We start from the raw sequence: 423 nt of genomic DNA on the forward strand, positions 1-423 counted from the left end.
TGCTCGTGGCCTGCTCCGGCGGCGCCGACTCCATGGCGCTCGCCTCCGCCCTCGCCTTCGAAGCCCCCCGCGCCGGTCTGCGCGCCGGCGGCGTCACCGTCGACCACGGCCTCCAGGCGGGCTCCGACCTGCGCGCCGCCGAGGTCGCCTCCCGGCTGCGCGAACTCGGCCTGGACCCCGTCGAGTCGGTCGCCGTCACCGTCGGCCGCGAGACACGGGTGGCGCACAGCGCCGCGTACAGGGGCGGCGGCAGCCGGGCGGGCGGCCCCGAGGCCGCCGCCCGGGACGCCCGCTACGCCGCCCTCGACGCCGCCGCCGAGCGCCATCGCGCCGCCGCCGTCCTGCTCGGCCACACCCGCGACGACCAGGCCGAGACGGTGCTGCTCGGCCTCGCCCGCGGCTCCGGCATCCGTTCCCTGTCCG

General features: G+C 80.1%; 1 protein-coding gene. It reads left to right on the top strand.

Going from position 1 to position 423, the window contains the following annotated elements; all coding sequences use genetic code 11:
* On the top strand, positions 1-423 hold a 423-nt coding region (locus LPA54_RS39945), incomplete at both ends, for an ATP-binding protein (RefSeq protein WP_306806640.1).

This window comes from Streptomyces sp. DH12 (assembly GCF_020873895.1).
In the GTDB taxonomy this organism is placed as follows: Bacteria; Actinomycetota; Actinomycetes; order Streptomycetales; family Streptomycetaceae; genus Streptomyces.